Origin of the sequence: Niveispirillum sp. BGYR6 (genome assembly GCF_027568365.1) — a bacterium.
GTDB lineage: Bacteria > Pseudomonadota > Alphaproteobacteria > Azospirillales > Azospirillaceae > Niveispirillum.
Genome location: NZ_JANLNL010000002.1, coordinates 163,284 through 189,309, shown reverse-complemented (window position 1 = coordinate 189,309; position 26,026 = coordinate 163,284). Strand labels below are relative to the sequence as shown.

Genomic DNA, 26,026 nt, shown 5'->3' with positions numbered 1-26,026 from the left:
TGAGGAATTGAGCAAAATGCTTTCGGTTTTCCGCTGACACTTCGCGCCCTGCGCGTAAAGCGGTTATGCGGTCCGATGGACGGTTATTTCTGGGCATTGTCTGTGGATAAGGACAAATTAATCGGAACCGTCCGTACGGTCTTCGAGCTGCATAGCTTTCACGGCGACACCTGGCTTGTCGTGCGGGAATCGCCTGACCTGCGTCAGCTGGAACCGTCCGCCGCCATGCTGGTGCAGCGGGCGGAGGTGGATGGCATCCGTCTGGTGCGGCGCACTGACTATATCGATCATGAATTCACCACCACCGTCACCATGGTGAAGCGGCTGCGCGCCGGCGTGCAGGAGGCTGATCCGCTGGCGCGGGCCAATCCGGGCCGCGATGCATCCTGGTGCGACCAGCCTGATGATGTGCTGGGTGATGTGCAGCGACAGGTGATGCGCGTCTTCTTCGCCAAATATCTGGATGAAAAGCGGCTGACCCCGTTGGAAGTGCTGACCTATGAGGTCCATGCCAAGGCGCTGGACGGGGCGGGCACCGTGGTGCAGGGGGCCTTGCAACGTCTTGCCTCCATCCAGGTGCGCGGTACCAAGCAGACAGCCGTGTCGCGGATGAAGGAACTGATGGCCCTGGCCGACAATGGTCTGGCCCGGCTGCTGCGCAATGCCAAGACCGGGCCGGCCCTGGCCATTGGGCCCGGCGGCTTGGCCGCCCTGTTCGATGCCTATAAGGGGCCGGCGGATCAGCTGGTGCCGGCGCTTTACCGCGCTTTGGCCGCCTATCTGGCGGATACCAAGAACTGGGTGGAAAAGCTGGATCGGCTGTTCCAGCTGGCCAACCCGGCACTGAGCAGCCGGGAAATGCGGCTGCTGGACAGTCTGGCAGCGGAAATCCTGGCTTCCCCCTTTGCCTTGAAGGAGTTGGCGGGGCAGGAGACGACGCGCCTGGATCTGGTATTGAAGGCCATTGATCTTTATGTCGGCAATCTGGCCCGCGAAGGCGGGGTGCAGTTGCCCGGCGTGCGCGCCCTGTCCACCCTGCTGGCGGATGGCGCGCTGCCCCGCACCCTGGCGGAGCTGCGGCTGGGCCTGTTGCGGCACTTGCACGCAAGATTGCCGCTGCGCAGTGATCGCGGCATCCGGGATGAGATGCAGGCCACGGTGGAGGTGTTGACTCATCTGCGGCGCAAGGCCCCGGCGCTGGCGCGGGATGAGGAGGTGCTGGAGGCTTTGTCCCAGCGCGCGGATCGCCTGATCCAGCCCGAGGCCATGTCGGAACTGATCGGGCCGATCCGCAGCACGCTGACCCGCGCCGAAACCGTGTTGAGCCTGGCGGAAAGCGCGCCGGGTGACGCGCCCAAGGCCAAGATTGCGACATATCTGCGCCCGCTGATCGCCCCTGAGGATATTATCCGGGAAGAGGGAAGCCGGCTGGAGGCAATCAAGACGCTGGCGACCCTGGCCCGCCGCGTCGCCATGTCCGGGATGCCGGTGGGCTTGCGGCGGGAGATGCTGGATATTCTCGACACGGCGATTTTTGAGAATATCCGCACCGAAATCCTCAGCAGCCAGACGATGAACTATACTGACCGCATCCTGGCTATCATCCGCCTCTGTGGCGGTCTGCCGGAGGGGCGGGCGCGTCAGCTGGCGGGGGACCAGTTGACCCAGGCGCTGAAACGGCCGGAATTCATCCTGAACTATCTGGAACGTTTCCCCGGCGCGCAGGAACGGCGCGACGCTTATTTCAAACTATGCAGTGCCATGGCGGAGTCGGGGCTGGTGGATAAATCACTGGTGCCGCAGGGCTGAATGCCCCCCTTGTTCGTTTTATACCAATCTCCCTTGATCGTGACCGATCCAGGGAGATTTTGCGTTCCCTCATCTGCCGGGCGGGCGCATCCGCGCTCTTGGCTTGCGCCGCACGTGCGGCGGGCCGGCGGCCGCAGCATTACCAACGGTCATGAATTATGACTGGGCCTGTTGAACAATCCGCCCGCTGATCTGATGATTTGCAGTCTGGTCAGCGGGTGAAAGTGTTCAGCGTTCTGTTTGGCAGGAGCCCCCAGCGCCAGAACAGCAGCAGACAGGCGGCCAGCCGCTTGAGGTTGACCGCGGTGGCGGCGAGGTATGCCTGGATTTGCATGTTATCGAGGCCACGGCGAACGGCGCGGCCCAGTCCGTGCCAGGTCTTGGCCTCCCCATGATAGCCTTCGACGCGGATACGGTGGCTGCGGTAGAGAGCTTTTTCATGGTCGCCCCATCGGGCATGTTTGCGGCGGGCACGCAGCAAGGCGTCGTGGTTCTTGTGCAGCAGGATGGCGCGGCGCTTCATGGTCGGGCTGAAGCATCGGGAGCGCAGGCGGCAGGCTTGGCAGTCGGTCGCCCGTGCCCGGTAATGCTGGAAACCGTCGCTGTCGGGTTTGCCATGGGGCCTCAGCCACTTTCCGCCGGGACAGCGGACGATGCGGTGCCTGGCGTCGAGCTTGAAACGGCGCACGGGGATGACACCCTTCTTGGGGGCTCGTTCGCTCTTGGTGGGAATGATCGCTTCGATGCTGCGCGCTTCCAGGTCGGCAAAAATCCGCGTGATGGCGTAGCTGGCATCCATGGTCGCCACCTGGATGGCGACCCCGGTGGTGGCCGTGATGGCATCCAGTTGGGCCTCGGCCATCTTGGTGTCATGGACGGCACCGGTGGTCACCGCCACGTCGAGCACCACCCCACGTTCGGCATCCACCGCCGTGTGATGTTTGTAGGCGGGCTCGCTCCGGCGGCCGGTCTTGTTGGTGGTCAGCGTGGCATCGGGATCGCTGGTGCAGATGGTGGTCTGCTTCTTATTCTTCTTAGTCTTCTTCGCGTCCTTCGCCGGCGGCGGCGGCGGGCTATCGCCCCGATCTTCCCCGCTCTCCTGCGGATTGGCGGTCTCAACGGCGTCGACATGGCGCCGCGCGATGGCATCCCAACTGACATTGGCCCGGATCAACGAACTGTCGATATGGACGATCTCGCCTTTGGCGATCCGGGCGGCGATACAAGATTGCACGGTGCGCACGAAAATCCGGCGGAACCGATCGGCACCCCAGCGCTGGCGGATGCGGGTCAGGCTCGAATGGTCCGGCAATGGCTCATGCAGCCCATAGCCGATGAACCAGCGGATCGCCAGATTGACCTGTGCCTCCCGCATCAGCCGCCGGTCATGAACGATGCCCAGCAGCATACCAGCCAGCATCAACCGAACCGCAACCTCCGGCGCAATCCCAGGGCGGCCCGTCTGAGCGCTGTAAAGATCGGCGACCTCCGCCTCAAGCCAATCCAGATCGAGAACCTTGTCAACCCGAACAAGCACATGGTCCGCAGGCAACAGATCCCGCAACGACCCCGACACAAACAGCTCAGGCTGACGACGATCCTTCTGTCCCAACATGGCGATGCCTCCCGTGACATCGCCATCGAATCAAAATGTTAGGGCTTTTTCAACAGGCCCTGACTGTTGATATTATAATAAATCGCGCAGCCTGTACCAGGTCATGGCCAGGACAAGGGCTGGCATCCGCAGGGCCTGACCGCCAGGGAAGGGCAGGTGAGGGATGCGGGCGAAAACATCAAACCGTTCGGCCTGGGTGCCGATGGCTTCCGCAATCACCCTGCTGGCCATGGCCGTCAACGCCACCCCATGGCCGCTATAGCCATGGGCGAAATAGGTGGTAGGGCTGAGCCGGCCCAGATGGGGCAGGCGGTTCATGGTGATGGCGACATGGCCACCCCAGAGATAATCGATCGCCAGGTCAGCCAGTTGCGGAAAATACTGCAACATGGTGCGGCGCAGGCTTTGCTTCAGGCCCGGCGCATCAAAGCCGGAATAGCTGACGCCACCCCCGAACAGGAAGCGGTGGTCGGGTGAGCGGCGGTAATAATTCAGGGCGAAATTAATATCGGCTACGGCAATGCCGCTGGGGATCAGCGCCTCCGCGCGGGCCGGGTCCATCGGTGCTGTGCCGATAATATAGGTGCCGGCGGGCATGATCCGGCTGCTGGCAGACCCGGCCAGCTCGCCCAGATAGGCATTGCCGGCCAGCACTAGATAACGGGCAGAGACCTTGCCGGTGGCCGTGGTGGCGAAGGGCTGATCGCCCGTCTCCACACGCACCACCCGGCTATCTTCATGGATGCGCACGCCCAGGCTTTCAGCGGCGCGGGCCAGCCCCAGCGCATAGTTCAGCGGGTGCAGCTGGCCGGACCCCGCATCATAAAGGCCGCTGAGATAGGCTTTGGTCGCCACCATCTCACGCATTTCTGCCTGCCCCATCAGGCGGGACTGGCCATAGCCCAGCCCTTCCAGTTCCGCCTGATGTTCCGCAAGCGCACTGACATGGCGCGGCTTCAAGGCTGCCAGCAGATAGCCCCATTTCAGATCGCAATCGATCTGATGCTGCTCCACCAGCCCAGCTAAAATCTGCTTGGCTTCCTCCGACATGTCCCACAGCCGCCGGGCATCGGCCTTGCCCACCAGCTGTTCGATCTCGGTAATGGACTTGTTATAGCCGGTGACGATCTGGCCACCATTGCGGCCAGAGGCCCCCCAGCCGACTTTTGCCGCCTCCAGCACCACCACGGACAGGCCCCGTTGGGCCAGCTCGATAGCTGTCACCAGCCCCGTATAGCCGGCACCGACAATGCAGACATCTGCCACCCTGTCCCCCACCAGCATCGGACGGGCAGGCGCGGGATGGGCGGTGTCGACGTACCAGGACGGGGCATGGCGCATGAGGTGTTACCGATTTGTTTCCTATAAGCAGCGGCGTCATGATACCAAGAGCCTTGGATCATGGCTCTTAAGATTTGGACCACCCCGCCTAAAGGTTGACCTTATAGGCGGGGTGGAGGCCGGCGACCGTCGTCACAGCGCCTAGCGACTGATGGAGCCCGAAAACTCCCTTGGTTGTCACCAGTCCCAGGGAACTGATAATTACCCACAGCGATGATCCATCGCTGTGGGTGTTAGGCACTGATCAATAACCCATTTTCAGGGCCATACGGAAATCGCGGCCCGGCTGGGGCAGACGATCCTTCAGGAAGGAGGTGGAGAGCCGCACTTCCTCGTTGGTGATATTGCGCACCTCGAACAGCATGGTCACGTCGCGGTCCGCGATCGGGTGCCAGTCGAGCGAGGCGTTGAACAGGGTATAGCCATCGGTCGGCAGTTCAAAGGCGCTGGTCTTGTTCTGGCTGTCAGCCCAGACCATCTCCACCCGAGTGGAGAAGCTGGACTGGGCATATTCCAGACCGGTCTTGAAGGTCAGCGGCGGAATGCGCGGCAGGTCGGTCTTGGTGGTCGTATCTTCCGCCCGCACGTAATCCAGGCCGGCATCCAGGGTCACGCGCTGATCCTGCTGGCGGAACAGGTCCGTCGCCGCTTCCAGTTCAAAACCCCAGAAGCGGGCATCGGTGGCGCTGAAGGCCGCCACGGGCACGCCATTCCGCTGCTCACCTGTGTAGCGCTCATAGATATATTTGTCGTAATCGGTCAGGAACAGGTTGGCCGATCCGGTGATCGGGCCGCCGGTCTTTTTCAGGGTCAGTTCCCCGCCCAGCCCGGTTTCCTTGCCCAGCGTACGATCTCCCAGCTCATAGGTGCCGGTCGCCAGATGCGCGCCGTCGGAGAGCAGTTCTTCGGCATTCGGCGCCCGCTCGCTGCGCGACAGGCTGATGCCCGCCAGCCAGCCATCCCCCAGCTTGTAGGAGGCGCCGGCCGACAGGCTGACCATGGTGAAATCACGGTCGTAATTAATGCTGTCCGCCTTGATATTCTGCTGTTCCAGCCGTAGGCCGCCTTCCAGCGCCCAGGGGCCGAAATCCAGCCGCTGCACGGTGAAGCCGCCCACCTGCACGGTCTTGCTGGGCGGGAGGAAGGCTTCTTCGCCGATGGCCTGGAAATCGCGCTGGCTGGCCTGCACGCCCACCGCACCCGACAGGGCGCCATATTGGTGCTGCACCAGCTCCAGCCGCCCTTCCCAGCCCTTGTTCAGGAACTGCGTACCGGGCGCACCATCCTCCAGCTCGGTATGTTTGTAATCAGCCCAGCCGAAGCGGACGCGCGTGGTGTCGAACACCAGGAAGGGCTGGTTCACCTCTCCCATCAGGTCGACCCGGGTCTGGCCCAGATCGATCCGGACCGGGCCTTCATCTTCGCCACCGTCACCCCCGCCGGCATCGGGGGGAACGCCATAGTTGGATTCCAGCCGGCTGACACTGGCCCCCAGGAAGCCCCAATCCGCCACATAGGAGAGGCCACCTGTGGCCCCCTTCTGCGTCAGGCTGCTGTTGGGAACCTTATGGCCGTCTTGCCCGTCCGCATCGGTTTTCCCCTGCGCCACCTCCTGCGCCCGCAGACGGGCCGATTCCAGGGTGCCGGGGAATTTGTAATTGTCGGTTTGGCGCCAGAACCCATCGACATGCACCACCAGCGGGCTATCCAGCTTGGCATCCATGCCGGCCGCCAGGGAGCGTTCATGGGCATTGCTGCCGACGCCGATGCGGGCGAACCCATCCACCCCATCTTTGGGGGCGGCAATGGGGATGCGGCCATCCAGCACATTGATGACGCCGCCCACAGCGTTGCTGCCATACATCAGCGTGGCGGGGCCACGGACCACCTCCACCCGCTTGGCCGTGGCCAGATCCAGGGCCGGCGCATGGTCGGGGCTGGTGGTGCTGGCATCGATGCTGCCGATACCGCCGGACAGAATGCGGATACGGTCACCGCCCTGGCCACGGATGATCGGACGCGACGCGCCCTGGCCAAAGCCCGTCTGGCTCATGCCCGGCAGATTGGCCAGCGCGGCACCCAGCGTGGTCGAAAGCGAGCGTTCCAGCGCCTCCCCCGAGAGCACAGAGGTGCCTTGCAGCACGTCAAACTGGCGGGCACCCAGGGGCGAGGCGGTGACGACGATCTCTTCCACATCATCATGGGAATGCGGGTTGGCCGCCGCGACCTGAACATCCTGCGCCATCGCCGGCAGGGCGGATGCCATCAGCCCACCCATCAGGGCCGCCGCCAGCCAAACCTTCGCCTTTTCCTCGCGCATCACGATTCTCTCAAATTACGTTATAACGTAACTCCTGATAGGCGCGTGATGGCGAACGGGTCAAGTATCGCAAATGGGTACTGTTGTCGCAGGGTCGGCAAATGGTTGGGAAAGCACCCTGATTAATCGTGCCGGGCCTGGGTGAAGATGGCCCCTTCCAGATCAGCGCCATCCAGCTTGGCCCCCCGCAGGTCCGCACCGGTGAAATCCGCCCCCCGTGCCACCGCACCCCGCAGATCGGCATTGCGCAGGTCGGCCTGTTGCAGGTGCGCCCCGGAAAGCCGGGCCGGCCAGCGCCGATCGGACATTTCAGCGCTCACCAGCGGGGACAGGTTAACCCCCTGCATCTGCGCACGGTTGAGATGCGCGCGTTCCAGATTGGCGCCGCGCAGGTCGGCCTGGCTTAACTCCGCCTCCCGCAGGTCAGCACATTCCAGGTCAGCCATCACCAGAACGGCATTGGACAGCAGCGCCCGCCGCGCCAGCACAAAGCCCAACCGGGCCGCCGTCAGATTGCTGCCGCGCAGGTCGTGCCCGGCCAGATCGCGCCCATTGAAATCGCCGCGCAGGCCGCTGCGGCCGGCATTGGCAATCCATTCGGCGTGGCGGGCCAGCAATTGCCCTACCGGTTCCCCTTCATCGGCGGCACCGGGCAGCAGCGCGCCGCCCCGGCGCAAATCCGCCAGCGCGCCACTGTCCAGAATGGCGCCGCGGAAATTGGTCCCGTCGGCCAGGGCGCCGCGCAGCAGCGCGTCCGTCAGCACGGCTCCGGCGAAATCAGCTTCCTGAAGCTTGGCGTCCTGCAGGTTGGCGCCTTCCAGCAAAGCGCCCTTGAAGTTGGCCCCGCGCAGATCAGCGCCCCGCAGATCGACATGGCGCAGATTGGCGTCGGTGAAATCTGCCTTCAGGGTGATGGCGCCATTCATCTTGGCGCCGGAAAAATCGGCGGAATTGGCGATGACGGCGGCCAGATTGGCAATGCGCCCGTCAAAGGCCTGTGGCAACGGCTTGCCGCCGCGATAGACCGCCAGCACCGCCTCCCGCACATCGGCATCGCGCAGCTTGGCGCGGCTGAGATCGGCCCCGCGCATGGTGACCCCGCGCAGGTCCGCCTTGCTGAGGTCTGCCTGCTGAAGGTTGGACAGGCGCAGATCGGCGGCAAACAGATTGGCCCCGGTCAGCCGCGTCTTCACCAACTGTGCCTGATCAAAGCGGGAACCGGTCAATTCAGCCGCCCGCAGGTCGGCGCCGGACAGATTGACAGCACGCAGATCGCAGAGCACGAAAATGGCCCGCTGTCCGCCCAGCCTGCCTTCCATCAGCTTGGTATGACGCCGCAGCGCCTCCATCAGCTCCTCCGGGGAGGGCCGGCGCCAGGTCATCGCCTCTGCTTTTGGCTGGGCCTCTTCTGCCATGCCGCTGCATTCTCCGGGATAGGGCCCGCCGATGCGCCGATGGCGCGGAACCAGGATGCTGAAACATCCGAAGTAGATATGATGAAAGTACGGGCTTGCCGGCCCAGGGTCAACGTGACGTCTGCGTCAACTGACGAACTTCCGGGCGTTGGCCACCATGGTGGAATACATGGTGCGGATGAAGTCGGTGGGGCGCAAGCGACCGAAGGGGATATTCTCCGATGCGTAGGTCACCAGGGCATCAGGCGGGGTGATCGGCACCACCTCCAGCCCCGCCTTGCGCAGCCCGTCCACCACCGCCTTGGCCTGCTTGATATAATCTTCGTTGAAGAAGCTTTTATCCGCATTCTTGATGGATTTGGCGATGATCTCCACGATCGGTTCCGACACGCGAATGCCCCCTTTTGGTTAACAGCCACACATCGGCATTCAGCCGGAAATACCGGCGCGGCGCAACTCCGGCCCCAGCTTGCCGGCCAGGAACAGAAAGAACATGCGGAAATCGGCGATCAGCGACCAGAGCGGATAGGTGAAAGTGGCCGGCCGGTTATGCTCAACGGCAGCATGGGCCGCCCAGGCAAAAGCATAACCGGCCAGCAGCGCTGCCAACAGCAGCCTTGCATCCAGCAGCAGGATCGCCGCCGCCAGACAGGCCAGCGCCAGGGCGCTGCCCACGTAATGCAAGGCCCGCGTGCGGGGCCGGCTATGCTCCCGCAAATAGAACGGCCAGAACTCGGCAAAGGTGCGATACTGGCGCTGTGCCATGGTTGCATTCCTCCCGCAACATGGGCGCACGTGTCATTTTCTTGCCATGCGGGCGCCCTTTCAATAAGTCAGAATAGCGTTTGAAGCTGTCGCAATGGCAGCTTCTTTCGTCATATCCTTTCAACATCATCATCTGAGGACCGGGAAAATGGGTTACAAGGTCGCCGTCGTTGGCGCTACGGGCAATGTCGGCCGTGAGATGCTGCAGACGCTTGCCGACCGGAACTTCCCGGTCTCCGAAGTGGTGGCCCTGGCGTCGGAACGCTCCACGGGGCAGCAGGTCTCCTTCGGCGAAGATCAGGTGCTGAAGGTGCAGGATCTGGCCAAGTTCGATTTCAGCGGCACGGATTTCGTGCTGTCCTCCCCCGGCGCCAAGGTATCGGCCCAATTCGCCCCCCGGGCCGCCGCTGCCGGTGCCTGCGTGATCGACAATACCAGCCATTTCCGCATGGACCCGGACGTGCCGCTGGTGGTGCCGGAAGTGAACCCGCACCATCTGGCCGGCTGGCGCAAGAAGGGCATCATCGCCAATCCCAATTGCTCCACCATCCAGATGGTGGTGGCGCTGAAGCCGCTGCATGATCTGGCCAAGATCAAGCGCGTCGTCGTCTCCACCTACCAGTCGGTTTCCGGCGGCGGCAAGGAAGCGATGGACGAGCTGTTCACCCAGACCCGCGCCATCTATGTCAACGATCCGGTGGAAAAGAAGAAGTTCACCAAGCAGATCGCCTTCAACGTCATCCCCCATATCGACAGCTTCATGGATGATGGGATGACGAAGGAAGAATGGAAGATGGTGGTGGAGACGAAGAAGATCCTCGACCCCGCCATCAAGGTTACCGCCACCGCCGTGCGCGTGCCGGTGTTCATCGGCCATTCTGAATCGGTCAATATCGAGTTCGAGAACCCGATCACCGCCGACGAGGCCCGCCGCGCCCTGCGCGCCGCCCCCGGCATCTCTGTCGTCGATCACCGCGTTGACGAGGGCTATGTCACCCCTGTCGAAATTGCCGGCGAGGACAATGTCTATATCAGCCGTATCCGCGAGGATGCGACGGTTGAGAATGGCCTGAACCTGTGGATCGTGGCCGACAATCTGCGCAAGGGCGCCGCCCTGAACGCCGTGCAGATTGCCGAAGTGATGATCCGCGACGGCCATATCGGTCCGGCTGACTGATCTGGCTTTCAAAGCCCGATAAAAAGCCCCGGAGGGTTCGCTCTCCGGGGCTTTTTTGTACCGATGGATCGGGGTATTGGGCCAACGGCTTGGGCCTATTGAAAAAGCCCTGACATATCGCCGTCGTACCATCGGTCAAGAATTTTTACCGATGGTATAAATGAGAAATATCAGACAGATATTTATTCTCTAGCCACCTACCCGGCGCTGCACCGCCACGCGCACCAGATCGGCCGTGCGGCGCACGCCGAACCGGTTGCGCAGGCGGACCAGCGTATTGGCTACCGTCTTGTAACTGATGCCCAGCCGGCGGCCGACATCATCCAGGTCGGCTGTGTCGGCCAGCAGATCCAGTATCTCCGCCTCCCGCTCCGTCAGATCGTTTTCGCGGTTGAGCAGGGCCAGGGCGCGGGCAATGTCGGCCGACAGCCAGCGCGCACCGCGCAAGGCCGCCTCCGTCGCCTCCACCAGGGCTTCCGGCGCGTCGGACTTAGTGACATAGGCGGCGGCCCCCAGCTCAATACAGCGGCTGGCAATGCCCGGCGTTTCATGCATGGACAGAACAACGACACGCCGTCCCATCTCCGTCAGTTCCCGTACAAGGTCCAGCCCGTTGGGCGTGCCCGGCAGGTTCAGGTCGGTAATCACCAGATCGGGATCATGACGCGCCACCTGGGTTCGCGCGGCCTGCCCGTCGGCCGCTTCCACCACGCGGAAGCGGGACAGCGGCGGCTCCAGCAATTGCCGGCAGCCGCCGCGCACGATGGCATGGTCATCCACCACCAGAATCAGCGGAGCGGCAGCCTCAGCCATGATGATGCAATCCTTCTGCTGTTACGGCGGGCACGGGAATATGGGCCTCCACCAGGGTCTGCCCGTCCACGCCGCTGGCGATGCTGAAGCGCCCGCCCAGCGCGCGCACCCGTTCCCGCATCCCGGTGATACCGTGGCCCGGCGGGGCATCCGGCTTCATACCGCCGCCATCATCGCTGACCCGCAGGGTGATGCGGTCGGCATGGGACTGCACCTGCAGGCCGATGCGGCTGGGCTGGCCATGGCGCAGGGCGTTCAGGATTGCCTCATGTGCGATGCGGTACAGCGTCAGGTCGGCGGCCTCGCTGCGGGCGAAGGCCGCGCTGTCCAGATCGACGGTGAAAACGGTCTGCGGGTGCTGCCGCGCCAGCCCCGCCGTCAGGTCGCGCAGAATCTCCGCCGTGTGCAGATGATCCAGCCCCATCGGGCGCAACCGGTTCAGGATGCGGCGGGACAGGTCGCGGATGGCGGCGGCGGCATCGGCGATGGCCCCGGCCCGGCCCGCCGCATCCGCCCCCGGTACCGGCCCGGTGGCGGCGGCACGGCTGATGGCATGGGCATCCACGCGGATGCCGAACAGCAGCGGCCCCAGCTCATCGTGCAGGTCGCGGGCCAGCTGCGCCCGCTCCTGATCCTGCAGGGCGATCAGGCTGTGTGACAAAGCGGTATTCTCCGCCCGTGCCGCCGCGAGTTCCCGGTCCAGCCGGGCGATCCGCCGGCCGATGGCGGCCAGTTCGGGAATGGCAATGGCCGCAGCCGGCCCCGCCTGCCGCCCCTCCGTCAGCCGGTCCAGCGCCAGGGCAAAGTCATTCAGCGGCGCCAGCGCCCGCCCCACCAGAACCGACAGGGCCAGCAGCATCAGCACCAGCATGATGGCAGCCGTCACCGCCAGGGCCAGCGTATCCGCCCAGACCTCCGCCACCTCATCCGCCGGGTCGGCGCGCTGCAGCCAGACGCCGCCTTCCACCGGCAGCAGGATATCATCCGCCCCATCCCAGACCAGGGCGGCGAACCAGCCCGGCACCCCCGGATGGTGCCGCTGCGCCGGGGGCAGGGGGGTGCCATTGGGCACGAACTGGCGGGTGACATGGCGGACATGAGTCGGCAGTGCTGCACTGGGTGGCTCTGCCCGCGCCAGTTCCAGGGCCGCCATCATCTCCATCCGCACAGAAACGCGGGCACCGGCCACGGTGACCGCCAGCCCGGCCAGGGCCGACAGGGTCGCCGCCAGCGTCACCAGCAGAATGATCCGCCACCGCAGCGACAAGCCCTTCCTCCTTCCCGTCCAACGGGCGTGATAAGTCAGCTTAAACCGCGACGGCAGCACCGGCCATAGGTCGAAGGTATCAGGATAAATGTCACGCCGATGGCGGGATAAATAACTGCCCCGATGGTACAATTGTCCGCATCGACCCTGGCTTGGCATTTATGGCGATGCCCAGGAACTGGGCTTCGACGACCCGCGTTTCCTGTCCCCAGTCACACCCCGCCGCTTCATCGCCGGCACGTCCGCCCGCTTGTGATCGACGATTTATCTACCCCCGGCGGCAGCGGCCAATGCCGCGCGGACACTGGCCGCGATGGCATTGATCGCCTTCGCGCGCGCCTGCCCGGCCGCGCGCCCCAGAAGGACAATGTTCGACGCGGGAAGCCGGGGCAGCCCCAATAATGGCCCGACATCATGGCTGGCAGCGCCGAACTGTCCCATCGGCGCGATCCCAAATCCGGCCGATATACCAGCCAGCAGGGCGCTGCTGCTCCCGGCAATGAAACTCTCGTACCAGGGAATATTGTCCCGTTCCAACGCCCGTAGCGCTGTGGCACGCACCCCGCAGGGCTCCCCCAAAGACGCAATGGGTAAAGGGGAAGTGCCGGGAAGGGTGGTTGGATCGCCACACCAGATCAACGGTTCGCTGCCCAAGACCTCGCCGTCGCCGCCCCCGGCCTCCCGGCGGATAATGATGCTGTCCAGTTCCCCTTGCTCGAACGCCGTTCGCAAGGGCTGCGACAGGGATACTTTCAGTTCCAGGCGTAGATCAGGCGGCAATACGGCGCGCAGCCGGCGGAGAAGCGTGCCAGCGGCCGCCCCCATCACATGGTCGCTGATCCCTAGCCGCAGATGCAGGGCTGGCGCCTCCCTGAAGCCGATCGCCGCGTCATGTGCAGCCAGCAGCGCCCGCGCCCGTGCCAGAAACGCTGTCCCCGCTGCCGTGGGGCGGACAAAGCGGGGGGAGCGTTCCAGCAGTTGCGTTCCCAACTGCCCTTCCAGCGCCTTGATCCGCTGGCTGACCACCGGCTGCGTGGTTCCCACAGCCTCCGCCGCGCGCGTCAACCCGCCCAGATCGACCGTCAACACGAACAGGCGCACCGATTCAAGATCAAGCATCAGCACACCATTAAAATTTACGATCTTGAATATCACAATTCATGCGGTTATGAAATGATAGATACCGCTCCATAATCTCGTCATCGCCATTGGAACATGGGAGCAAGCGATGCCGATGATCACTATTCGTTATGTTGAGCCAGAGATCGGGGGGCCAGATCGCCGGCCTGCCATTGCCAAGGCTGCGGCCGCTTGGGCTGCCGAATATCTTGGAAAGGACAAGGGTGTTACCGCTGTCCTGGTGGAGCCGGCCGACCCCGGCGGTTGGTGCATCGGCGGCCAGCGCCCCACGGATGCTGGTCTTGCCGCCTTCTGGCTGGATATCAAAATCACGGCCGGCACCAATCTTAAGGGAGAAACCACGCGGTTTGTGCAGGCAGCCTTCACCGGTATGGCGGACCTGTTGGGGCCTCTGCACCCGGAAAGCTATGTGCTGGTCCACGCTGTCGATGGACATGCCTATGGCTATGGTGGTTCGACCCAGGAACAGCGCTGGGCTGCGTCGCAGGTGAATACCAGCGCATGAGTAACGCGGCATTGGCGCGGCGGGCGGGGGGCAGGTCCACGCCCGCCGCAAGCGCCACAGACTGGACAGCCGCACCCGGAACAGCCTAACTAGCGACCAAAGAAAAACAATCCGCAAAGACCCTCCGTTACGGTTGCTGGGAGCAAGTTAGGAAATGACCGACGCCTTTCGTGATGCGGCCCTTGATTATCACCGGTTGCCGACGCCCGGTAAGATTGCCGTTACCCCGACCAAGCCGCTGGCCACCCAGCGCGATCTGGCGCTGGCCTATTCGCCGGGCGTGGCCCATGCCTGTGAGGCCATCGTTGAGGACGAGGCCAACGCCGCGAAATATACCAGCCGTGGCAATCTGGTGGCCGTGATCACCAACGGCACTGCCGTGCTGGGCCTGGGCGATATCGGGCCGCTGGCCTCCAAGCCGGTCATGGAAGGCAAGGGCGTTCTGTTCAAGAAGTTCGCCGGCATCGATGTCTTTGATATCGAGATCAATGAGAAAGACCCCGACAAGCTGGTCGATGTCATCGCCGCGCTGGAGCCGACCTTCGGCGGCATCAATCTGGAAGATATCAAGGCGCCGGAATGCTTCTATGTGGAGAAGCAGCTCCGCGACCGCATGAAGATTCCGGTCTTCCATGACGATCAGCATGGCACCGCCATCATCGTTGCCGCCGCCATCACCAACGCGCTTAAGCTGACGGGGCGGGATTTCTCCACCGTCAAGCTGGTCTGCTCCGGTGCCGGTGCGGCGGCCCTGGCCTGTCTGGACCTGCTGGTCGATATGGGCCTGCCGGTGGAAAATGTCTGGGTCAACGACATCAAGGGCGTGGTCTATGAAGGCCGCACCGAGTTGATGGACCCACGCAAGGCCCGTTACGCCAAGCCCACCAATGCCCGCACCCTGGACGATATCATTGGCGATGCCGATGTGTTCCTGGGTCTGTCCGCCCCGCGCGTGCTGACGCAGGATATGGTGAAGAAGATGGGGCCGCACCCCATCGTCATGGCGCTGGCCAACCCCACCCCGGAAATCATGCCGGATGAGGTGAAGGCCGTGCGGCCCGATGCCATCGTCGGCACCGGCCGGTCGGATTTTCCCAATCAGGTCAATAACGTCCTCTGCTTCCCCTTCATCTTCCGGGGTGCGTTGGATGTGGGCGCCACCACCATCAATGAGGCTATGAAGATCGCCGCCGTCAACGCCATTGCCCGTCTGGCCCAGGCGGAGGTGCATGATGTGGTGGCCATGGCCTATGGCGAGGCACCGCCGAGCTTTGGCCCGGAATATCTGATCCCGCGTCCGTTCGACCCGCGCCTGATCCTGGAAATCGCCCCGGCTGTGGCCCAGGCTGCCATGGATAGCGGTGTCGCCACCCGTCCGATCCAGGATTTCGACGCCTACCGCGAACAGCTGGGTCAGTTCGTCTTCCGCTCCGGCCTGCTGATGAAGCCGGTCTTCGCCAAGGCCAAGGCCGATCCGCGCCGCATCGCCTATGCCGAGGGCGAAGAGGAACGGGTGTTGCGCGCCGCGCAGCAGGTGCTGGAAGATGGTATCGCCCAGCCGATCCTGATCGGCCGCCGCGAAGTGGTGGCCCGCCGCATCGAAAAGCTGGGGCTGCGTCTGCGCCTGGGCGAGAATGTGCGCCTGATCGACCCGCAGAACGACCCCGCCTATAACGATTATTGGCAGACCTACCATCGCAAGATGGAACGTAACGGCGTTTCCCCCGACCGCGCCCGCCAAGTGGTGCGCACCAACACCACCGTGATCGGTGCGCTGATGGTGGAGAAGGGGGAGGCGGATGCCCTGGTCTGCGGCACGGTCGGCCTTTATGACTGGCACATGAAGCATGTGAATGACGTGATCGGCAAGAAGCAGGGGGCCCGCGTCATGGCGGCCCTGTCGGTGCTGATCCTCAATCGCGGTACCTTCTTCCTCACCGATACCTATGTGAATGCCAACCCGACGGCCGCCGATCTGGCGGAAATCACCGAGCTGGCAGCGGAAGAGGTGCGGCGTTTCGGTCTGACGCCGAAGGTGGCCCTGCTGTCGCATTCCAGCTTCGGCAGCCATAATGATACCGCGGCCCTGAAGATGCGTGAAGCGCTGCAGGCCATCCGCGCCCGTTGTGGCGATCTGGAGGTGGAAGGCGAAATGCACGCAGATGCGGCAATCAGCCCGGAAATCCGCAGCCGTATTTTCCCCAACAGCCGCCTGCAGGGCAGTGCCAACCTGATGGTCATGCCCGACCGTGACAGCGCCAACGTCTCCTTCAACCTGTTGAAGGTGCTGGGCGATGGTCTGGCCGTGGGGCCGGTGCTGCTGGGGGCGGCCAAGCCGGCCCACATCCTCACCCCGTCGGTGACGGTGCGCGGTATCGTCAACATGTCGGCCCTGGCCGTCATTGATGCGCAGGTTCATAACCCCGCAGGTGCCGCATGATGTCTCCGGCCGATCGCCCACCTTCAGATCGGCCGCATGGTGACCCCCGGCACGTCATCGCTGATGATGGCGATGCCGGGGAAAGTGAACGGCTGGCCGTCATCGCGTTGATGGAGGCTGGCGATATGCAGGGTGCTGCCACATTGCTGGCGGACCTGCACCCGTCCGACGTCGCCGACCTGCTGGAGCAGGCCGACGATGAACGGCGTGTCGAGCTGGTGGCGCTGCTGCGCCCCAGCTTCGACGCTGAAATCCTGGCCTATCTCTCCGTCGATCTGCGTGAAGAGGTGGTGGAGCAGTTGGAGCCGAAGGCCCTGGCTGCTGCCGTTGCTGAACTGGATACCGACGACGCCATCGACGTCATCCAGGATCTGGACGAGGAGGCGCAGGCTGAAATCCTGGCCAACCTGCCGCCGGAGGCCAGGGCACTGGTCGAGGAAGGGCTGACCTATCCGGAATTCTCCGCCGGTCGCCTGATGGGGCGGGAATTTGTTTCCGTCCCGGAATTCTGGACGGTCGGTGGTTTGCTGGATTATCTGCGCGCCGCTGCCACCGCCGATGACAGCCATGTACCCGAACAATTCTACGATATTTTCATCGTCGATCCGATGCATCGGGTGGTGGGTACAGTGCCCCTGTCACGCGTGCTGCGGGCCCGGCGCGGGGTGAAGCTGAACGAAATCCTGCATGAGGATATCCACCGCATCCCCGCCACCATGGACCAGGAAGAGGTGGCCCGTCTGTTCCGCAATTACGGACTGGTGTCTGCCCCTGTGGTGGATAAGGGCGGCCGTCTGCTGGGTGTCATCACCGTCGATGACGTGGTGGACGTGATCGAGGAGGAGGCGGAGGCCGACATGCTGGCCATGGGCGGCGTCGGGGAGGATGATTTCTACCGCGCCGTGCTGGGCACCGCGCGGTCACGCTTCCGCTGGCTGGCCGTCAATGTGGTGACGGCGCTGCTGGCGGCCATGGTGATCAACCTGTTTTCCGTCACCATCTCGCATCTGGTGGCGCTGGCCGTGCTGATGCCCATCGTTGCCAGCATGGGCGGCAATGCCGGGACGCAAACCCTGACCGTGGCGGTCCGCGCCTTGGCCACCAAGGAACTGACACCGGCCAACGCCACCCGCGTGATCGGCAAGGAAGTGCTGGTAGGCTTGTTGAATGGCTGTGCCCTGGCGATTATTATCGGCGTCATCGCCTATATCTGGTTTGGACAACCGCTGTTGGGCGTGGTGATTGCCTGCGCTATGGTGGTCAACCTGTTCTGCGCCGGCCTGTTCGGCGCCCTGATCCCCTTTGTCCTGGACCGGATGCGCGTTGACCCGGCTGTCGCATCCGGCGTCTTCCTCACCACCGTGACCGATGTGGTGGGGTTCCTGGCCTTCCTGGGGCTGGCAACGCTGATGTTGCTTTAATATCCATCTCCCTTGATCGTGACCGATCCAGGGAGATTTTGGGTTCCCTCAAGTGCCGGGCGGCGGCATCCACCGCCTTGGCTCACGCGGGCACGCGCCCGCGGGCCAGCAGTCGCTGGCCTCCAAGGGTCGTGTTCCACGCCCCTTGGTTTAACCTTTAGCCAGGGGACCGCCATTGCGGATATAGGCGGCGAAATCCTCGGCCGGCATGGGGCGGGCGAACAGATAGCCCTGGCCTTCCTCCACCCCCAGCCGCTGCAGGATTTCCCACTGCGCCTGTGTCTCAATCCCCTCCGCCACCACCTTCAGATCCATCGCCTGGGCCATGGCGACAATGGCCTCCACAATATGGCGGGTGGATTGGTCATGCTCCATATCCATGACGAATTGCCGATCCACCTTCAGGCAGTCCAGCGGCAATTCCCGCAGATAGGAGAGGGAGGAATAGCCGGTGCCAAAATCATCCAGCGCCAGCGCCACCCCGCGATCGGCGATCCAGCGCATCTGCTGCAAGGCACCGTCAAGATCGGCCGGCAGGATGGTTTCGGTAATTTCCAGCTGCAGCAGATGCGGCGGGATACCGCTTTCCGCCAGCAACACATCAATCAGGGCCGGCAGATGCCCCCAGCGGAACTGGCGTTCCGACACATTGACAGCAATCTGGATGGGCGGCAGCCCCTGGTCCAGCCACGCCTTGATCTGGTTGATCGCCTGGCGCAACACCCATTCGCCGATGGGGACGATCAGGCCGGTTTCCTCCGCCGTAGGGATGAAAGTACCAGGCGGGATCATGCCCCGCACTGGGTGACGCCAGCGCAGCAGCGCCTCCCCCCCGATGGCATGGCCGCCGGCGATGGCGACCTTGGGCTGGTAATGCACACTCAGCTGGCCTTCCTGCATGGCCACCCGCAAGGCATCCTCCAGATCCAGCTTGTCGCGCAAATCATCCTGCATGGCGCGGGTGAAATGCAGATAGCTGGTGGTTCCCGATGCCACCGCCTCCCGCAGGGCGACACAGGCATTGCGGATCAAGCTGGCGCCATCGGTGGCATCATTGGGGGAAACCGCGACCCCCATCTTGGCCGAAACATGCAATTGCCGGCCTTCGATGATGATCGGCGCGGCCATATTATTGGCAATGGCCGAGGCCGCGAACAAGGCCTTGCCGGCATGATCCAGTCCGGGAAGGAAAATGGCAAACTGGGTCTGGGCGAAACGGCAGATCAGGTCTTGGGGGCCACAGGCCGGCAATAACCGCTCCACCAGCAGGGCCATGGCATAATCCAGCGCGCCCTGGCCATGCACCTGGAACAGCTGATGCATCCGTTCGATTTCAATGACCAGCAGGCCGGCGATCAGCCGCCCCTGATGATCATGAAGGATTTGATCAACTTGGGAAATGAAGGGCCGCATCTCCCACAGGCCCGTAACCGCATCACGGGCGGAAGATTTCACGGCCGGAGTTTCCGCCGGCGTCATGATGTTGGGTAATGTCACGACGTCAATATTCCGAAAAACGGGCAACGGTATAGATGGGGTGGCAAGGGAAACATGGCTCCATGTTAGACCAGTATATCAATGTTTCCGGTTCAGCGCCCGTGACGAATATGTTCCAAAATTCGCTGAACATACCGAACGCTTCCCCCATCCCCATTGGGAAACACATGGCAACCCCACACCCCTGACTCTCATCAGGTTATCCACAGCATATTTTCACAATTGCCATCGATTTGGAACCAGGATTAGGGACATTTGCTTCAATTCTTTGGCAGCGGTGCGGTATGGGCACGGATCATCTGAAAGCAGGGAAGGGCATTGGCGATGGGATTTGAGCTGGGGAAACTGCTGGCGGCACTGACGGCGCCGGGCAATATCATCGGCTTGCTGGCCTTGGCCGGCTTTCTGCTGATGCTGGCCGGGCGGGCGCTGGGACGGTGGTTTCTGGCCCTGGCGGCGCTGTTGCTGACCCTGATCATGGTCACGCCCTTGGCAACCTGGGTGCTGCTGCCCCTGGAACAGCGCTTCCCGGCGCCCGGCACCCCGCCGAGCGGAATCGATGCCATCATCGTGCTGGGGGGGGCCGTCGGCCCCATCGGCTCAATGGAGCATGGCGCCCCCCAGCTGAACCAGGAGGCGGAGCGGCTGACCGTGGTACCGGGGCTGATGCGGCATTATCCGGATATCCCGGTGATTTTCAGCGGCGGCAGTGGCGACCCGCGCGAACCCGACGCGCGTGAAGCCCCGGTGGCCGCCGCCCTGCTGGCCGATTTAGGCGTGGATATGGACCGGGTGCGGCTGGAAGGAACCTCGCGCAATACCTGGGAAAATGCCGTCAACAGCCAACCATTGCTGCCGCCGGGCGGCCGCGTGCTGCTGGTCACCTCGGCCGCCCACATGCCGCGTTCCGTGGGCATTTTCCGCAAGGTGGGCATCGATGTCGTGCCCTACCCGGTCAGCTATGGGGCCAACCGGTCGGAACGATGGCGCTTCGGCTTGAACCTGTCCGATAATCTGTCGATGCTGGAACGTGCGGCCTATGAATATCGCGGGCTGATCGTCTATTGGCTGTCCGGCCGTACCTCCGCCCTGTTCCCGGCCCCCTGACCGTCTTACCCCCTCTTGGTCCGCCGCACCCCGGTTGCTTTTGCGTGCAGCCGCGTGCCAAAACAGAGGGCCGAAGGCAGAATTGGAGCCAGCGCCTTGACCGACAGCATATCCACGCGCCGCACCGGGCGGGCCGCCGTATGGCTGCTCGCGCTGGGTCTTTCGCTGCTGCCTGTGGCGGGCAACGCGACACAGACGGTGGACTTCCCGCAATGGTTGGAGGCGCTGCGGCAGGAGGCGGCGACCAAAGGCATCTCTGCCCCTACCCTTGAGCTGGCACTGACGGGGATTGCGCCGATTCCCCGCATCCTGGAACTGGATGCCAAACAGCCGGAACGGACCATCAGCTTTGATACCTACCTTTCCCGCACGGTGACAAAGCAGCGGATCGCCAAGGCCCGCGAACTTTACCGCACCCATCATGCCCTGCTGGAGAAGGTAGGACGGCACTATGGTGTGCAGCCCCGCTTCATCGTGGCGCTCTGGGGCATGGAGACGGATTTCGGCCGCAACATGGGCGGCTTCAAGGTGGTCGATGCCCTGGCGACCCTGGCCTATGATGGAAGGCGCAGCGCCTATTTCCGCAAGGAATTGCTGGAGGCGCTGCAGATCATCGACGAGGGCCATATCACGGCCGACCGGATGCTGGGTTCCTGGGCCGGTGCCATGGGGCAGAGTCAGTTCATGCCCAGCAGCTTTCTGCGCTATGCCCAGGATTTCAACGGCGATGGCCGGCGCGATATCTGGGGCACGCCGGCCGATGTCTTTGCGTCTGCCGCCAATTATCTCTCCAAGGTCGGCTGGCGGATGGATCAGACCTGGGGGCGGGAGGTGAAATTGCCGAAAGGCAATGCCGCTGCCGGCTGGACCGGATTCGACAAGGCCCAGCCCCTGTCCGTCTGGGCCAAGCGCGGGCTGCATCAGATGAATGGCAAACCACTGCCAGCAGCCTCCCTTTCCGCGTCACTGGTGCTGCCCGATGGCCCCGGCGGCAAGGCCTATCTGGTCTATGAGAATTACCGCACCATCATGGACTGGAACCGCTCGACTTATTTCGCAACAGCGGTGGGAATTCTCGCCGACCATATTGGCGCGGGCGTTTGACTTGATGTAGTGTGCCGCCACAATCGGTTGGGGACAGAGCGGCATGTCGCGGGCAAATGTGGTAAAATGGGTGTTGTTTGGTGTGACGATGGCCGGCCTTTCGGCCTGCGCCTCCAAGCCGCCGCCCGCCGCACCCCAGCAGGCAGGTGCCCCCGCCGCAGCCGCCGGCCCGACACCGGGCGGCACCTACAAGGTCGGCAACCCCTATCAAATCGAAGGGGTCTGGTATTATCCGCAGGTCGATTACAGCTATAACCAGACCGGCATTGCCAGCTGGTATGGCCCCGGTTTCCACACCAAGGCCACCGCCAATGGCGAGGCCTATAATGAGAATGAGCTGACGGCGGCCCACCAGACGCTGCCCATGCCCAGCTTGGTGCGCGTGACCAATCTGGAAAATGGCCGTTCCATCGTGGTGCGCATCAATGATCGCGGGCCCTTCGTGCCCGGCCGCATCATCGATATGTCGCGCCGTGGCGCCCAGTTGCTGGGGTTTGACCAGAAGGGCACCGCCAAGGTGCGGGTGGAGATTCTGGCCGAAGAAAGCCGCGCCATTGCGGCAGCGGCGATGAATGCCGGTGGCACTCAGGTGGCCGGCTCCCCTGATGGCGGCCCGGTGCCGCAGGCCGCCCCCCGTCCCAAGGTGACGGTGGAAGGCGCCCCCCTGCCGCCGCCGAAGCCAACCCCATCGCGCAATGTTGCCCCGCCGGTTACGGTTGCTGGCACCACCACGGATGATGGCCGCTTCATGCCGGCCCCCGTCGTGGAACAGAAGCCGGTGCCGCCGGGCCCGCAGCGCATCTATGTGCAGGCGGGTTCCTTCACCATCTATGATAATGCCAACAAGCTGCGGGCGCGCTTGAACTCCATCTCCCCCACCAACATCTCGTCGGCGATGGTGGGCGATACGCAGTTCTTCCGCGTCCGCGTCGGCCCGTTCGAGAATGTGGACAGGGCTGATCAGGTGCTGGCCCAGGTGCTGCAGACCGGTACCAATGGTGCGCGCATCATCGTCGATTAAGCGGTAACCCCAAGGGTCATGCCAAATGACCCTTGGAGGCCAGCGACCGCTGGCCCGCGGGCCCATGCCCGCGCAAGCCAAGGCGGCGGATGCCGCCGCCCGGCGCTTGAGGGAACTTGTAATGACCAGGAGCCATGATCCATGGCTCCTGGTATCGGCAGGCGCGACGCTTGTATCCACCCCTGCGGCGTTCTAGGGGTGGCATTCACCGTGTTGTGCCGTCATTATGCCGGTACCGGGCGCATGAAGCGCCCCCGGTGTCGCTTTACGCAGACAAAGGGTTAGCGGATTACCATGGAATTTCGGTTCGCACGTCGGATGAAGGGCGCTGTCCGCCGGGTGGCGGTGGCCTTCCTGTTCACCGCCGCAGCCACGCCGGCAATGGCGGCCAGCCTGGACACAATCGCCCGGGAGGCGATTCTGCTGGACGCAGATACAGGCACGGTCCTGTTTGAGAAAAATGCCGACGAGCAGATGCCGACCTCCTCCATGTCCAAGGTCGCCACGGCCTACATGGTATTCGAACGGCTGAAGGAAGGCCGGCTGAAGCTGGACGATACGCTGCCGGTGTCGGAACGCGCCTGGAAGGTCCAGGGCTCCAAGATGTTCGTGGAGCTGGGCAACAGCATCAAGGTCGAAGACCTGATCCGCGGCATGATCATCCAGTCCGGCAATGATGCCTGCGTGGTGCTGGCCGAGGGCCTGTCCGGGACGGAGCAGGCGTTCGCCACCGCCATGAACAAGCGGATGAAGGAACTGGGCATGAACAACACCAACCTGACGAACGCATCAGGTTGGCCGGACCCAGATCATCATTCCACCGCGCGTGACCTTTCCACCTTGGCTGTCCGGCTGATCCGGGACTTCCCAGAATATTTCCATTATTATTCGGAACAGGAGTTCACCTATCACGGCATCAAGCAGGGCAACCGCAATCCGCTGCTCTATCGCAATATGGGTGTGGACGGTATGAAGACCGGCCATACCGACATTGCCGGTTACGGCCTGATCGCCACCGGCAAGCGCAATGAGCGCCGGCTTGTCCTGGTGGTGAATGGCCTGCCCAATATGCAGGCCCGCGCCGATGAAAGCGCCCGTCTGCTGGAATGGGGCTGGCGCGAATTTGACAATTACACCCTCTTCAAGGCGGGGGAGGTGGTGGACAACCTGCCCGTCTGGCTGGGGCAGGCGGAAACCGTGCCGCTGACCGTGCAGAGCCAGATGAAAATCACCCTGACCCATGAACAGCGCCGCCTGATGAAGGTGACGCTGGTGGCTGATGCGCCGGTGGCGGCACCGGTTGCCAAGGGCACCAAGCTGGCAACCCTGAAGGTGACGGCACCGGATTTCCCGACGCTGGAGGTGCCGCTGGTGGCGGCGGCTGATGTGGAACGGCTGGGCCTGTTCGGTCGTGTGGCCGCTGCCGCCTCCCATATGCTGTTCGGGCCGTCCAAGCCTGCTGCCGCGCCGGCGGCGGAACCGGCAAAGGCCCCGTAACATGGCTGAACGCGGCCGCTTCATCACCCTGGAAGGCGGCGAAGGGGCAGGCAAATCCACCCAGATCCGCCTGCTGGCCGAGGCGTTGCGCGCCGATGGCCGGCAGGTGGTGACCACCCGTGAACCCGGCGGTTCGCCGGGGGCGGAGGCCATTCGCAACCTGCTGGTCAATGGCGATGTTGGCCGCTGGCTGCCGGTCAGCGAAGCTTTGCTGCTGTCTGCCGCCCGCTATGACCATGTGCAGCGGACCATTCTGCCGGCATTGGAGCAGGGGCAATGGGTGCTGTGCGACCGCTTCGCCGACAGCACCAGTGCCTATCAGGGCGATGGGCATGGGCTGGACAAGGCGTTGCTGGCACAGTTGCGGGGGATTGCGGTCGGGGAGACCCAGCCCGACCTGACCCTGATCCTGGATATTGATCCCGCCATCGGTCTTGCCCGTGCCGCCGCCCGCAATGGCGGGGAAGACCGGTACGAGCAGATGAAGCTGGATTTCCATCGGCGTCTGCGCGCGGGATATCTCGCCATCGCAGCGGCCGAGCCGGAACGCTGCGCCATCATCGACGCTGCCCAAGGCATTGATGCTATCCAGGCCGCCATCCGCCAGACCGTGCGGGACCGGCTGGGGGGCCTGCGGTGAGCGCGGAAACCCCGTTCGACGCGGAGACCTATCATCCGCGTCGCAATACCCATCTGGAAGGCCATGCCGCTGCCCAGGCCTTGTTGCTGGAAAGCTGGAATTCCGGTCGGATGCATCACGCCTGGCTGATCGGCGGGCCGCCGGGTGTCGGCAAGGCGACGCTGGCCTATCGCATGGCCCGCTTTGTCCTGGTCAAGGGTTTGCCAGGGGAGGTCGATGGCGGCCTGTTCGGCCCGCCACCGACGCCGACCAGCCTGAATGTCGATCCCGAGCACCCGGCCTGTCGCCGCATCGCCGCCAGCGGCCATGCCGACCTGCTGACCATCCAGCGCACCTGGGACGAAAAGCGCAAACGCTACAAGCGTGACCTGCCGGTGGATGAGGTGCGCAAGATCGCCCCCTTCCTGCACCTGACCTCGGCAGAGGGCGGCTGGCGCGTGGTGATCGTGGATGGCGCTGACCAGTTGAACACCAGCGGCCAGAACGCCATCCTGAAAATTCTGGAAGAGCCGCCGCCCAAGACTTTGATCCTGCTGGTGGCGGATAATGTCGGCGCCATGCTGCCGACCATCCGGTCGCGTACCCGCAAGCTGATGCTGGAGCCGCTGAGCGAGGCGCAGGTGAAAAGCCTGCTGTTCCGCTATCAGCCTGACATGGCCGATGGTGACCGCACGGCCCTTGCCCGCTTGGGCGAAGGCTCGGTGGGCAAGGCGCTGGAGCTGCATCATGCCGGTGGCATGGATCTCTACAAGGCCATGCTGGGCGTGTTCGACACGCTGCCCCGGCTGGATATTCTGGGTGCCTATGCCTTCATTGATGCCGTGCTGCGCGGCAATGATGAGGCCAGTTGGGCCGCCATTTCCGAACTGATCGGCTGGTGGCTGGGCCGTATCGCGCGCGCCGCCGCGCGCGGCACCATCCCGCCGGAGGTGGTGCCGGGGGAAGCCGCCCTTGTCCACCGCCTGATGCAGGGGAGCCTTCGGGCCGGGCGCCTTGATCGCTGGGTGGAGGTGTGGGAGAACACCAACCATCTGTTCAGCAAGGCGGATCATGCCAGCCTGGATCGGCGTCAGACCCTGATGGGTGTTTTGATGCAGATTGAAGCGGCGTCTGCCTGAAAAAACGTTTCCGA

General features: G+C 63.7%; 20 protein-coding genes and 1 pseudogene. 11 read left to right on the top strand and 10 right to left on the bottom strand.

The window, feature by feature from the left end:
• Positions 1–75: 75 nt before the first annotated feature.
• Entirely contained in the window at positions 76–1,809 is a 1,734-nt protein-coding gene (locus tag PCJ49_RS04780) for a hypothetical protein (protein ID WP_269909969.1), read from the top strand.
• Between the two features lie 265 nt (positions 1,810–2,074).
• On the opposite strand, the pseudogene PCJ49_RS04775 reads toward PCJ49_RS04780, so the two are convergent.
• The 6 genes and pseudogenes from PCJ49_RS04775 to PCJ49_RS04750 all read right to left on the bottom strand — a co-directional run.
• A pseudogene (locus tag PCJ49_RS04775) lies at positions 2,075–3,424 on the bottom strand (IS1182 family transposase); the annotation flags it as partial.
• 72 nt (positions 3,425–3,496) lie between these two features.
• Entirely contained in the window at positions 3,497–4,765 is a 1,269-nt protein-coding gene (locus PCJ49_RS04770; protein WP_269909968.1) for an FAD-binding oxidoreductase, read from the bottom strand.
• Positions 4,766–5,009: 244 nt separating this feature from the next.
• Positions 5,010–7,085 carry a TonB-dependent receptor gene (locus tag PCJ49_RS04765; protein ID WP_269909967.1) on the bottom strand — a complete coding sequence of 692 codons (2,076 nt, stop codon included), beginning with the start codon at positions 7,083–7,085 and terminating at the stop codon, positions 5,010–5,012.
• Between the two features lie 122 nt (positions 7,086–7,207).
• Complete coding sequence (locus tag PCJ49_RS04760) at positions 7,208–8,500, bottom strand: pentapeptide repeat-containing protein (RefSeq protein WP_269909966.1); 1,293 nt, start codon at positions 8,498–8,500, stop codon at positions 7,208–7,210.
• A gap of 126 nt (positions 8,501–8,626) precedes the next feature.
• Positions 8,627–8,890, bottom strand: coding sequence for a hypothetical protein (locus tag PCJ49_RS04755; RefSeq protein WP_089286702.1), 264 nt, complete (start codon positions 8,888–8,890; stop codon positions 8,627–8,629).
• Between the two features lie 39 nt (positions 8,891–8,929).
• Complete coding sequence (locus PCJ49_RS04750; protein WP_269909965.1) at positions 8,930–9,265, bottom strand: DUF962 domain-containing protein; 336 nt, start codon at positions 9,263–9,265, stop codon at positions 8,930–8,932.
• A 148-nt stretch (positions 9,266–9,413) separates the two neighbouring features.
• On the opposite strand from PCJ49_RS04750, the gene PCJ49_RS04745 reads away from it, so the two are divergent.
• Positions 9,414–10,442 carry an aspartate-semialdehyde dehydrogenase gene (locus PCJ49_RS04745; protein WP_269909964.1) on the top strand — a complete coding sequence of 343 codons (1,029 nt, stop codon included), beginning with the start codon at positions 9,414–9,416 and terminating at the stop codon, positions 10,440–10,442.
• Positions 10,443–10,631: 189 nt separating this feature from the next.
• On the opposite strand, the gene PCJ49_RS04740 is transcribed toward PCJ49_RS04745, so the two are convergent.
• From PCJ49_RS04740 to PCJ49_RS04730, 3 genes are all read right to left on the bottom strand, one after another.
• Positions 10,632–11,255, bottom strand: coding sequence for a response regulator transcription factor (locus tag PCJ49_RS04740; RefSeq protein WP_269909963.1), 624 nt, complete (start codon positions 11,253–11,255; stop codon positions 10,632–10,634).
• Entirely contained in the window at positions 11,248–12,522 is a 1,275-nt protein-coding gene (locus tag PCJ49_RS04735) for an ATP-binding protein (RefSeq protein ID WP_269909962.1), read from the bottom strand. The genes PCJ49_RS04740 and PCJ49_RS04735 overlap by 8 nt, the downstream gene beginning before the upstream one ends.
• Positions 12,523–12,786: 264 nt before the next feature.
• Positions 12,787–13,641 carry a LysR family transcriptional regulator gene (locus tag PCJ49_RS04730; protein WP_269909961.1) on the bottom strand — a complete coding sequence of 285 codons (855 nt, stop codon included), beginning with the start codon at positions 13,639–13,641 and terminating at the stop codon, positions 12,787–12,789.
• 109 nt (positions 13,642–13,750) lie between these two features.
• Between PCJ49_RS04730 and PCJ49_RS04725 the strand changes: the two genes are divergently transcribed.
• The 3 genes from PCJ49_RS04725 (at position 13,751) to mgtE (ending at position 18,028) form a co-directional block, all read left to right on the top strand.
• A complete protein-coding gene (locus PCJ49_RS04725; protein ID WP_269909960.1) occupies positions 13,751–14,167 on the top strand; it encodes a 4-oxalocrotonate tautomerase in 417 nt (138 codons plus the stop codon).
• Positions 14,168–14,321: 154 nt separating this feature from the next.
• Entirely contained in the window at positions 14,322–16,607 is a 2,286-nt protein-coding gene (locus PCJ49_RS04720; protein ID WP_089286793.1) for an NADP-dependent malic enzyme, read from the top strand.
• Entirely contained in the window at positions 16,604–18,028 is a 1,425-nt protein-coding gene (gene mgtE, locus PCJ49_RS04715; protein WP_269909959.1) for a magnesium transporter, read from the top strand. Before PCJ49_RS04720 ends, mgtE begins: the two co-directional genes overlap by 4 nt.
• A gap of 150 nt (positions 18,029–18,178) precedes the next feature.
• Here the strand turns inward: mgtE and PCJ49_RS04710 are convergent, their stop codons facing one another.
• Positions 18,179–19,483, bottom strand: coding sequence for a bifunctional diguanylate cyclase/phosphodiesterase (locus PCJ49_RS04710; protein ID WP_269909958.1), 1,305 nt, complete (start codon positions 19,481–19,483; stop codon positions 18,179–18,181).
• A 366-nt stretch (positions 19,484–19,849) separates the two neighbouring features.
• On the opposite strand from PCJ49_RS04710, the gene PCJ49_RS04705 reads away from it, so the two are divergent.
• The 6 genes from PCJ49_RS04705 (at position 19,850) to PCJ49_RS04680 (ending at position 26,012) form a co-directional block, all read left to right on the top strand.
• Positions 19,850–20,632: a YdcF family protein gene (locus PCJ49_RS04705; protein ID WP_269909957.1), complete on the top strand. Its 783-nt coding sequence runs from the start codon at positions 19,850–19,852 to the stop codon at positions 20,630–20,632.
• A gap of 96 nt (positions 20,633–20,728) precedes the next feature.
• Positions 20,729–21,736: a lytic murein transglycosylase gene (locus tag PCJ49_RS04700; RefSeq protein WP_269909956.1), complete on the top strand. Its 1,008-nt coding sequence runs from the start codon at positions 20,729–20,731 to the stop codon at positions 21,734–21,736.
• Positions 21,737–21,779: 43 nt separating this feature from the next.
• Entirely contained in the window at positions 21,780–22,757 is a 978-nt protein-coding gene (locus tag PCJ49_RS04695) for a septal ring lytic transglycosylase RlpA family protein (protein ID WP_269909955.1), read from the top strand.
• 294 nt (positions 22,758–23,051) lie between these two features.
• On the top strand, positions 23,052–24,254 hold the full coding sequence (locus tag PCJ49_RS04690) for a D-alanyl-D-alanine carboxypeptidase family protein (protein ID WP_269909954.1): 1,203 nt from the start codon (positions 23,052–23,054) through the stop codon (positions 24,252–24,254).
• Position 24,255: 1 nt separating this feature from the next.
• A complete protein-coding gene (gene tmk / locus PCJ49_RS04685; RefSeq protein WP_269909953.1) occupies positions 24,256–24,894 on the top strand; it encodes a dTMP kinase in 639 nt (212 codons plus the stop codon).
• Entirely contained in the window at positions 24,891–26,012 is a 1,122-nt protein-coding gene (locus PCJ49_RS04680; protein ID WP_269909952.1) for a DNA polymerase III subunit delta', read from the top strand. Before tmk ends, PCJ49_RS04680 begins: the two co-directional genes overlap by 4 nt.
• Positions 26,013–26,026: the final 14 nt, after the last annotated feature.